This window comes from Metasolibacillus sp., assembly GCF_025291715.1.
Taxonomy (GTDB): Bacteria; Bacillota; Bacilli; order Bacillales_A; family Planococcaceae; genus Metasolibacillus; species Metasolibacillus louembei.
The window spans coordinates 23,710-32,899 of sequence record NZ_JAMBIZ010000039.1; the positions used below are offsets into that span (position 1 = coordinate 23,710).

The 9,190-nt window shown below is 37.2% G+C and carries 9 protein-coding genes; 7 read left to right on the forward strand and 2 right to left on the reverse strand.

Annotation, left to right across the window (positions count from 1 at the left end):
* Positions 1-173: 173 nt before the first annotated feature.
* The 4 genes from M3Z76_RS17665 (at position 174) to M3Z76_RS17680 (ending at position 3,712) form a co-directional block, all read left to right on the forward strand.
* Positions 174-1,400: an MFS transporter gene (locus M3Z76_RS17665; RefSeq protein WP_293929394.1), complete on the forward strand. Its 1,227-nt coding sequence runs from the start codon at positions 174-176 to the stop codon at positions 1,398-1,400.
* Between the two features lie 117 nt (positions 1,401-1,517).
* Positions 1,518-2,033 (forward strand): sigma-70 family RNA polymerase sigma factor, encoded by a 516-nt coding sequence (locus tag M3Z76_RS17670; protein ID WP_293929395.1) that lies wholly within the window; start codon positions 1,518-1,520, stop codon positions 2,031-2,033.
* Complete coding sequence (locus tag M3Z76_RS17675) at positions 2,017-3,294, forward strand: DUF4179 domain-containing protein (RefSeq protein ID WP_293929397.1); 1,278 nt, start codon at positions 2,017-2,019, stop codon at positions 3,292-3,294. The genes M3Z76_RS17670 and M3Z76_RS17675 overlap by 17 nt, the downstream gene beginning before the upstream one ends.
* A 181-nt stretch (positions 3,295-3,475) precedes the next feature.
* Positions 3,476-3,712, forward strand: coding sequence for a MurR/RpiR family transcriptional regulator (locus tag M3Z76_RS17680; RefSeq protein ID WP_293929399.1), 237 nt, complete (start codon positions 3,476-3,478; stop codon positions 3,710-3,712).
* Positions 3,713-3,868: 156 nt separating this feature from the next.
* On the opposite strand, the gene M3Z76_RS17685 is transcribed toward M3Z76_RS17680, so the two are convergent.
* Positions 3,869-4,669, reverse strand: a complete 801-nt coding sequence (locus M3Z76_RS17685) for a GNAT family N-acetyltransferase (protein WP_293929401.1) — start codon at positions 4,667-4,669, stop codon at positions 3,869-3,871.
* A 321-nt stretch (positions 4,670-4,990) separates the two neighbouring features.
* Here M3Z76_RS17685 and M3Z76_RS17690 point away from each other — a divergent pair, with 321 nt between their 5' ends.
* Positions 4,991-5,917 (forward strand): manganese-dependent inorganic pyrophosphatase, encoded by a 927-nt coding sequence (locus tag M3Z76_RS17690; protein WP_293929403.1) that lies wholly within the window; start codon positions 4,991-4,993, stop codon positions 5,915-5,917.
* Positions 5,918-6,053: 136 nt separating this feature from the next.
* Here the strand turns inward: M3Z76_RS17690 and M3Z76_RS17695 are convergent, their stop codons facing one another.
* Positions 6,054-7,412, reverse strand: a complete 1,359-nt coding sequence (locus M3Z76_RS17695) for an FAD-dependent oxidoreductase (RefSeq protein ID WP_293929405.1) — start codon at positions 7,410-7,412, stop codon at positions 6,054-6,056.
* Between the two features lie 127 nt (positions 7,413-7,539).
* Here M3Z76_RS17695 and M3Z76_RS17700 point away from each other — a divergent pair, with 127 nt between their 5' ends.
* Entirely contained in the window at positions 7,540-8,247 is a 708-nt protein-coding gene (locus M3Z76_RS17700; RefSeq protein ID WP_293929407.1) for a DsbA family oxidoreductase, read from the forward strand.
* Between the two features lie 121 nt (positions 8,248-8,368).
* Complete coding sequence (locus tag M3Z76_RS17705) at positions 8,369-9,004, forward strand: FMN-dependent NADH-azoreductase (RefSeq protein ID WP_293929409.1); 636 nt, start codon at positions 8,369-8,371, stop codon at positions 9,002-9,004.
* Positions 9,005-9,190 lie beyond the last annotated feature (186 nt).

The window sequence follows — 9,190 nt, forward strand, 5'->3', positions numbered from 1 at the left end:
CTTTTGTTCTTTCTGAATGAACAGTTGTTTTTTTATACAAGACATTGTAAACCTCTAGCCTACTTATTTCAATAGTAAAACAACAATTTAATTTAAACAATATTGTCACAATTAAAAAATAGGTGTATAGTATACATGCTTATACAAGTGTAAAGACAGGTGGTTGTATTCATATGATAAAACAGCAAAATGGGCAAATTTCACGCAATAAATTGCTAGGTGTAGCAGGTATTGGATGGATGTTTGATGCGATGGATGTTGGCATTCTATCCTTTGTTATTGCTGCACTTGCAATAGATTGGGGTTTAAACCCATCGCAAATGGGGTGGATTGGTAGTGTCAACTCTATTGGGATGGCTGTAGGGGCATTAGTTTTCGGTGTACTTGCAGATAAAATAGGTCGTAAAAAAGTGTTTATGTGGACGCTCATTTTATTTTCTATTGCGAGCGGTTTATCTGCATTCACAACAACGCTAGCACTATTTTTAATTTTCCGCTTTTTCGTTGGAATGGGGCTTGGTGGAGAGCTGCCAGTTGCTTCAACGCTCGTTTCGGAAAGTGTGGAAACGAAGGAACGCGGTCGCGTTGTCGTTTTATTAGAAAGCTTTTGGGCTGCGGGCTGGCTTATTGCTGCAATTATTTCGTACTTTGTCATTCCAGCAACGTTTTGGCCGATTGAAGGATGGCGTGTCGCTTTAATTTTAACAGCATTACCAGCATTTTATGCAATTTATATTCGCATGAAGCTGCCAGATTCTCCGCAATTCGTGGCGAAAGCAGAGGCGAAAAAGCGCTCCGTTATGCAAAATATTGCGGAGGTATGGTCAAAACCATATGCACGTTCAACATTGATGCTATGGGTGCTTTGGTTTGCAGTAGTATTTTCATACTATGGGATGTTTTTATGGCTACCGAGCGTAATGGTTGGGAAAGGCTTCGATTTAATTTCTAGCTTTAAATATGTGTTAATTATGACATTGGCACAATTGCCAGGTTACTTTACAGCAGCTTGGTTTATTGAAAAGCTCGGTCGCAAATTTGTACTCGTTACATATTTAATTGGTACAGCGGCAAGTGCTTATGTTTTTGGCAACGCAGAGTCTGTCACAATTTTGCTTATTTCTGGTATGCTGCTATCATTCTTTAATTTAGGGGCATGGGGTGCGCTTTATGCATACACCCCAGAGCAATATCCTGCGATTATTCGTGGAACAGGTGCAGGTATGGCTGCAGCAGTAGGGCGTATAGGTGGCATTTTCGGACCGTTGCTTGTCGGTACATTAGTTGCAAAAGGCTATGCGATTGGCTCGGTATTTGCGATTTTCTGTGTAGCAATTTTAATCGGTGTAGCAGCCGTATTATTTTTAGGGAAAGAAACGAAGCAAGTAGAATTAGACTAAAATAGTAGATGCATTAACTATCTGAAAAGGTAAAATCTTTTCAGATAGTTTTTTTTTTGAAACGAAACCGACGCTTTGTTCATCTAACAAGTAGATATAAAAAGGATGTGAATACAATTGCTAAAAAAAGCACAGAAAGGAAATAGCGCTGCATTTTTACAGCTAGTACAAGATGAAAAGGTCAAGCTATATAAAATGGCGTACATTTATATGAAAAATGAAAATGATGCGTTAGATGTTGTACAGGAAACAGTGACAAAAGCTTATGCTAGCATCAATAGCGTGAAAGAACAGCAATATTTTTCTACATGGTTAATGAAAATTTTAATTAATACAGCGTTAGAGCATTTACGAAAAAATAGCAAGATTGTCTTAATGCATGAGGAGCAGAAGGAGCAAGGAAAAACCTATAATCATGATGAACGCATCGACTTATTACATGCAATTGGACAGCTAGATGAGAAATATAAAACGGTCATTTTACTGAAATATTATCAGGATTTATCAACAAAGGAAATCGCAGAGCTGCTTGATTATCCAGAAGGAACTGTTAAAACAAATGTGCATCGTGGCTTGCAACAGCTGAAAAAGAGTTTAAATAAAGGAGGTAACCTATATGGAGAACAATATTAAAAAGGTCATTGATGAAATGGATGTGCCGATGCAAAAGCTTGATGAGGCAATCAATAAAGGAATCATTGCCCCTAAGAAAAAAACGAAAAACAAGCTGATTATAGGATTACTATCATCTGTTGCAGCTGTTTCTCTCGTATTAGGGTCAGGCTTTGTGTCACCAACAGTTGGCAATGCGCTTGCGAAAATACCATTTATGGGCTTTGTTTATAAAATTGAGGAGCAGGATAAAGGTTTGCATAAAGCATTGTCAGATAGCAATGCCATTAAATTAAATAAGACGGTGACGAGCAAAGGTATTTCCGTTACTTTTGAAGAAATTGTCTATGATGGCGCACGTCTCCATGTGATTTATTCAATGCCTGAATATCGAGAAATAGGTAAAATGGAGATGTTCGTAAATGGTGAATGGCTGAATACAGGAGGAAGTATAACTTCTTTGCAGGAGGAAGAGGGCTCATATCGCGCTTTATACGGTTTTCGCTTTGAGGAGGAATTGCCAGAGGCATTTGATTTAACATTAAAAATAGACTCGATTGATGGCATAGTAGGGGATTGGACGTTTGAAACACCAATCAAGAAAGTACAAAATAAGCATCGTATATTGCAAGCTGGGCAAACGGGCATGATGAACGGAATTGCCTTTGAAGTAAAAAGTGCTCAAACTTCAACTACTTCTACAAAGCTGCAAGTAGAATTTACAGGGCCAATTAGAGAGAAAATTGGTTTTCCAATCGGCTGGTCTATATCTGAAACGATTACAGATCAAAATGGCGTTCCATTAAAAATACTAGAAAAGGTAGGCGGAGGAAAAACGGATAATGATTTGACATGGACATATATGTTAGAGCCACTTGCACCAGATATAACAGAACTGCGTTTATATTATTATGCTGGACCGAAAATAGATGCGGTGTTTGAGGATGTCATTGTGCCATTATCCAACGAGTTACCTCAAAAAATTGAGTTGGGGGATATGGGGGATATTGTAATTACGCATGTTGAGCAGGTTGGGGATGAAGCAGTTTTAACATTTTTAATTGATAGTGATTTTCCATTTAACAGAAACCTAGGATTGCTTCCTTTTACAATAGCTTTGGAAGATGGCGAAAGAATTATGACAGAGGAAGTACAGGCAATCGGGCGCAATGAATATCAATTAAAATATAAAACAAATGTAGGTCAGCCCTTTATTAAAACAATTCTGTTACCGAAGCTAACAATTGAACCTACAGCACAGGTGGTTATTTCAATTAAATAGAATTTATTTGCGGGAGCTATGGGAAATTGATATTGCTCATAGCATCTTTCTTTATAAATTTGACAAAAAAAGCACAAATAACAGAATTTTCAGAAAAGTGTTGAATGTCATGATATTTCATGTTAATGTATGTTCAAGTTCAGGCAGTTGAGAATAGATGAGAAAGGATAGAGAGTAGAGTATGAGTATTTGTGAGAGCATTAAAAGAAGATTTATTCGATTATCAAAAGGGCAGCGACGCGTTGCGCAATTTGTGTTGAATGACCCAAGCATTGTGACAACAAAGATTGCCTCTGAGGTTGGTCGAATAGCGGGAGTAAGTGAGTCGACGGTCCATCGTTTTTGCTATGCAATGGACTTTGCTAGTTATAGTGAGCTACAGAAAAGAATGAAAGAGGACTTAGCTTATCATAAATAAGCTGCTTGTAAAAAAGGTGGCATTTGAAAAGTCGATTTATACTGAATTTCTCAGTGCAAATCGACTTTTTTCTGTGAAGGAGGCATCTCCCAATAATTTTTTAGAAAACTCCTATTTTTAATGCCATTCTGCGAATAAAACGATTACATTTGTAAATTAACGAACTAGCTTACTATAAATAAATTCATCATAATACTCATTGTCAATTTTTACTGAATGTACTTTTTTTCCTTCGACTGTAAAGCCATGTTTTTCAAAGAGGGAAATAGCTTTTGTGTTATGAGCCATAATGATTGCTTCCAGTCTTTCAATGTCGTTTTGTTGTGACCATTTGATGCTACTTTCTACTAGTGCAGTACCGATGCCGTTGTTAGCATATTTTTTTAATACGCCGATACGTATTGTAGCACCATGCTGTAAGCGTTGCTCCTTATAGCCAGTAATACGAGAATAACCTGCAAATTCCCCATTAACGATACATAAAAGTATTGTTTGCTGTTTAAACTTGCGCCACTCGGCCATCTGTTTACGAATAATTTGTACTGTTAAATGTTGTACATTAGGTTCATAATATTCAAATTCTGATTGGGCATAAATTTGTTCCTGTAGACGAATAAATGAGCGAGCATCCTCTGTTTCAATTGGTCTAATAATTGAAGTTTGTGTATTTTCATCTGCATCATTTTCATCGATTCCTGTTTGCTTTAAACGAGAGAATGTTACGGATTGACCTAGCTGAACATCCATTACATGATAATTGGCATTGAACCAAGATTGGTAATGTGTCAAGGGAGGCTTAGTTTTTTTCCACCAGCTCAAGTTCAAGTAAGCTGCATTTGGCAACGCTTGCCCCATAATATTTTCAATTGCTTCATATGTTAATGTAATTTCACTTTGCGTTGCATTCTGAAAGAACTCAGCTAATGGAATATACTTCTTTTCCATTTTTTTAGACATTGCTATCCTCATTTCTATGACTGAATTTATTGTGCATACGGTTATTTTAACATATTAGTCAAAAAAATAATATTTAATGTTTAGTTTTTTGTATTTATACTAATAAAGGATATGAAAAAGGAATTTTGTCTATTCTTTTTGAAAATGAAGTAGGAAGTTTGGAGCGTTTTTGAAGGACAAATAGCCTAATTTTTAATTATATCAAAGGATAATTACGCTTAGATTTTTTGAAATTTACGAGAGAAACTTCATTCAACTTCACTCATTATTTGTGATAAAATAAGTTTGTTAATAAGCATTGATATATTAGGAGGCTATTTCATGAGCAACACTTTAGTTTTTGGGCATAAAAATCCAGATACAGATACGATTACATCAGCAATCGTTTATGCGTACTTAAAACAGCAACTAGGTGTGGAAGCAGAAGCTGTACGTTTAGGTGATATTAATAACGAAACAAAATTCGCTTTAGAAAAATTCGGCTTTGAAGCACCGCGCTTTATTAGCACGGTTGTTGGAGAGACAGAACAAGTAATTTTAGTAGACCATAATGAATTCCAACAATCTGCTGATGGCATTGAAGAGGTACAAATTACAGAGGTGATTGACCATCACCGTGTAGCAAACTTCCAGACAGCAGACCCATTGTATTTCCGTGCAGAGCCTGTAGGCTGTACAGCGACAATTTTAAATAAATTATTTAAAGAAAATAATGTAGAAGTTCCTGCAAATATTGCAGGTCTAATGCTATCAGCAATCGTTTCAGATACATTATTATTCAAATCGCCAACATGCACAGACCAAGATGTAAAAGCTGGTGAGGAGTTAGCTGCTATCGCAGGCGTTGATGTGGCTGAATATGGCTTAGCAATGTTAAAAGCAGGGGCAGATTTATCTGATAAATCATTAGAGGATTTATTATCATTAGATGCAAAGGGCTTTGATTTTGGGGCATACAAAGCAGTAGTAGCACAAGTAAATGCTGTGGATATTGAAGATGTATTAGGTCGTCAAGCAGAGCTAGAAGCATTGCTTGCAAAAAATGCAGCAGATAATAGCTTAGATTTATTTTTCTTCGTTGTGACAGATATTTTAAACAACGACTCTACAGCAGTAGCAGTTGGACAAGCTGCAGAAAAAGCAGCAGCAAGCTTCGGTGCAACAATTGTTGATGGACGCATCAGCTTACCAGGTGTCGTTTCACGTAAAAAGCAAATTGTACCTGTCTTAACAGAAGGCTTAAAATAATCAATGAAGCAGTTGGGAAAGTAGCGAATACTTGCTTTTCTCGGCTGCTTTTGCATTTTTAAATTGGCGATAGTAGAAGGTTAGCAAAAAGGCTGTCCAGCAAGGAAATACTGGATAGCCTTTTTACAAATAGCCTCTACTCATTTTCTAATTTTAAAGGATAAACGGCAGGCCCTTCTATAACATTTCCTTTTTTATCAAAGCGAGAGCCATGGCATGGGCAGTCCCATGTTTCGTCAGCGTCATTCCACCGTGTTTTACAGCCTAGATGGGTACATTTGGGTGCTGATATGCGTGTCACGTAGCCCGTAATAAATTGCTCGCTAATAAAGCCAGCTTTTGTGAGCATATCGTAAACGGTACGACCTTGTATGCGGCTAGGCATATATAATTGTGTAGCGCGGTGCTCTTTTTTCGTAAAATAGCCACGTAATATTTCTGCTGCTACAAGTGAGCTTGAAAGTCCCCATTTTTTAAATCCTGTTGCAATATAAATAGAGGAATCCTTTGTCATTGGACCAACAAACGGTATGCTATCAGGTGTTGTCATATCTTGCGCACTCCATAAAAAGCCTGGTTCAGATAAATCAAATGCACTGTTTAGCTCCTGTGTAAGGGTATCATAATACTTCGTCGTATCTCCTTCTGTGCCAGCAAGATGAGATGTACCACCATAAACAAAATAGGATTGTCCATCAATTTGAGCTGTGCGAATTGTTCGAGCTGGTGAATCGATACTAATATATTGTCCTTGTAGAAGGTCTGAGCATTCTGTTGCAGTTAAATAAGCGCGATCTACTGTTAACTTTAACGTGTTTAAGCCAGCGATTGAATCAATTGGATAATGCGTGCATAGAACGAGCTTTTTGCAAGCAATCGTATAGCCTTCAGCCGTTGTTACAGTTGGTTTATCTGTAACTTGTGTAACACGAGTATGCGTGAAAAATTGTGCACCAGCCTGTTGTGCGAGCTTGGCGAAATGCAGTAAAAAATGCACAGGGTGAATTTGTGTTTCATGTTGCATCCCTAAAGCAAGCTGAGCTTTATCTGCCAATTCCGTATCATTTGTGATGAGCGATGGAATACCTATTTTCTTATATGTTTCGTATTCTTGTTCTAATAAAACACGATTCTCAGTTTCCGTTGTATAAATAAATGATGTAGCAGCTGTATAAGTGGTTTTATCAGCCTGCTTCAATGCCTGCTCAATTGCATCTTTATTTACTTGATAGTAAAGCTTAGCATCCTCCAGTTTTAACGTATGATAAAATAGTCCATGCTGTGCTGTAAGTTTACCTGTAGAATGTGCTGTTGCACCTTCACCAATGCTTTTAGCCTCAATAACAATAACACGCAGTCCTGCCTGAGCAAGTAAATAAGCGGTATAAACGCCACTTAAACCAGCTCCGACAATGCAAATATCACAAACGGTATCAGATGATAAAGTTGAAGTTGTCATTGGTGTAGTGTTATGAAGCCATAATGATTGCTGCATAAAAAGCCCCCCTTACCTATATTTAACAAACAGTATAGGGCAATTTATCAGCCGTTATTCACAAGTCGAAAAAATTGAATAATGTATTCGCTTATTTGTACAATGGGAGAACAAGGAGGCGAAACTGATGATTATACAAGTATGGTCTGATTATGTATGTCCATTTTGTTATATTGGCAAAAAGCAATTAGAGCAAGCGCTTGAGACAAGTGGTTATGCTGAGCAAATTGAAGTGCAATATAAAAGCTTTTTACTGGACCCATCAACACCTGTTGACACAGAGGAATCTATTTATGGTCCATTAGCTGCAAAATATAATATGTCCATTGAGCAAACGAAGGCGATGACGCAAAATGTAGCGGAACGTGCAAAGGAAGTTGGCTTACATTACGATTTTGATCGCATGAAAACGGCGAATACAATTAAAGCACATCGCTTAGCGAAATGGGCGGAGGAGCAAGGCAAAGGTGCAGAGATGAATGAGCGCCTGTTGCAAGCGCATTTTTTAGAGGGTCTAGCGATAGGTCGCATGGATGTATTAATTACATTAGCTGAGGAAGTTGGCTTAAATGGTGAAGCAGCAAAGGAAATGCTAACAAGTGATGAGTATAAAGAAGAAATGTATTCGGATATTGAAATTGCCCGTCAATTAGGTGTGCGCGGTGTACCGTTTTTTGTTATCGATAATAAATACGGTATTTCAGGTGCGCAGCCACAACACTTATTTGAAGAAACGGTGGCAAAGGCAGCTGAAGAGGCTGGCTTACAGCGTAAATTAAATATAGTAGGCGAACAAGGTGCGCTATGTGAAGATGGCGTATGTGATATTGAATAAAGTTCAGCCTAAAGTCTTAGAGCAGTATGATTGATTTTTTCGTGCTGCTCTATTATGATATGTAATGTCTTGATTTCGAGATAATAATAAACTTTCTGAATTTTAAAGGAGATTTTTATAAATGACAAACGTATTAGTAGTAAAAGCAAATAACCGCCCAGATGGCGTTTCAACAAAAATGTACGAAGCTTTCGTAGCAGAAGCAAAGGCACAAAATATCGAATTTTCAACATTTGATGTGTTTGAAGAAAATTTAGCCTACTTTGGTCAAGAGCTATTCAACGCTTTTGGTAAAGCACAAGCAGGCGAAGAGCTAAATGAAAAAGAAGCTGCTTCATTAGCATCTTTCAATAAATCACGTGAAGCATTAACTGCGGCAGATGTAGTCGTGTTTGCATTCCCATTATGGAATTTAACAATTCCAGCAGCATTGCAATCATTCATCGATTACACATACGGTGCAGGCTATTCATTCAAATATGATGAGAATGGTAACTTAGTAAGCCTAATGACAGACAAAAAATATATCGTTTTATCTGCTCGTGGTGGCATCTATTCATCACCTGAGGCAGCTTCATCAGAAATGGCTGTAAACTACATTAACAATGTAATTGGCGGCGTTTATGGAATGCAAAAAGTAGACGAAGTAGTAATCGAAGGTCATAATGCAAACCCAGCAAAAGCGGAAGAAATTATTGCAGAAGGCTTAGAAAAAGTAAAAGCAACTGTACAAAACTTAACAGCAGCTTTAGTGTAAAATGAATAAAGCGCATGAAATTGAATCTTGATTTCATGCGCTTTTTCTATTGTAAAATAGGTGTTTTTTATCATGTTACTAATGGTAAAATTAATTTAATATAAAGATAGTCACTAGCGTCGCATTAAAATAATTCAACGCATCGTATTAAACTGAATTTTCTGTAATATAATCCAAGCATAAAAA

What these genes read in the sequence shown, in the direction of transcription:
- M3Z76_RS17665 (WP_293929394.1), top strand. Translation starts at nt 174, where the DNA reads ATGATAAAACAGCAAAATGGGCAAATTTCACGCAATAAATTGCTAGGT.
- M3Z76_RS17675 (WP_293929397.1), top strand. Translation starts at nt 2,017, where the DNA reads ATGGAGAACAATATTAAAAAGGTCATTGATGAAATGGATGTGCCGATG.
- M3Z76_RS17680 (WP_293929399.1), top strand. Translation starts at nt 3,476, where the DNA reads ATGAGTATTTGTGAGAGCATTAAAAGAAGATTTATTCGATTATCAAAA.
- M3Z76_RS17685 (WP_293929401.1), bottom strand. Translation starts at nt 4,669, where the DNA reads ATGTCTAAAAAAATGGAAAAGAAGTATATTCCATTAGCTGAGTTCTTT.
- M3Z76_RS17690 (WP_293929403.1), top strand. Translation starts at nt 4,991, where the DNA reads ATGAGCAACACTTTAGTTTTTGGGCATAAAAATCCAGATACAGATACG.
- M3Z76_RS17695 (WP_293929405.1), bottom strand. Translation starts at nt 7,412, where the DNA reads ATGCAGCAATCATTATGGCTTCATAACACTACACCAATGACAACTTCA.
- M3Z76_RS17700 (WP_293929407.1), top strand. Translation starts at nt 7,540, where the DNA reads ATGATTATACAAGTATGGTCTGATTATGTATGTCCATTTTGTTATATT.
- M3Z76_RS17705 (WP_293929409.1), top strand. Translation starts at nt 8,369, where the DNA reads ATGACAAACGTATTAGTAGTAAAAGCAAATAACCGCCCAGATGGCGTT.